The following is a 536-nucleotide window of genomic DNA, read 5'->3' on the forward strand; positions in this document are numbered from 1 at the left end:
GTGTTCGGACGTTTTTCAGCTTGCTTTCCCGGACGAATGTATCCACCACCTGATGGAATTTCTCGATTTTGCCTTTCGACTTCCCGCTCCTTACCGGCGCATGCGAGATCGGGATTCCAAGCTTTGCCAGCGACAGCTTCAGCTGCTTTGCGATGTACTGAGTACCGTTATCAAAGTAGCATCGATCAAACGCCCCTGCACGAAGCAGCACGGACCGAAAGGTATCCTCTACGACCTCTTCCTCCTGAGAGGCGTAAAACTTCGAGGCAATGACAAACCTCGAATGATCATCTATCGCCGACGACAGGTAGGTCTTGACTTTGGCTCCGCGTTTTCCAATCGGAAGCAGCGGCCCATACTTGATGTCTCCCTGGATCAGCATCATACGGTGTGGCTTGCAGAAGCGCTTCGAGGAACTCTCTCGAGCATCCTTGTAGGTCCGCAGATGCTCTGAACCGAAGCCGGCATTGTAGAGATGCCTCTCCAATGTCGAGCGTTTCAGCACACCCGGAGCGACCCGCCCTTCCAGCTCGAGG

1 protein-coding gene is annotated in these 536 nt (G+C 54.1%); it reads right to left on the reverse strand.

The window, feature by feature from the left end; all coding sequences use genetic code 11:
• Window positions 1-536: DDE-type integrase/transposase/recombinase (locus ACTQ52_RS12345; protein ID WP_441982792.1), on the reverse strand; the 536-nt coding region annotated here is incomplete at both ends.

The sequence above is a fragment of the Oribacterium sp. Sow4_G1_1 genome (assembly GCF_052116105.1).
Classification (GTDB): domain Bacteria; phylum Bacillota; class Clostridia; order Lachnospirales; family Lachnospiraceae; genus Oribacterium.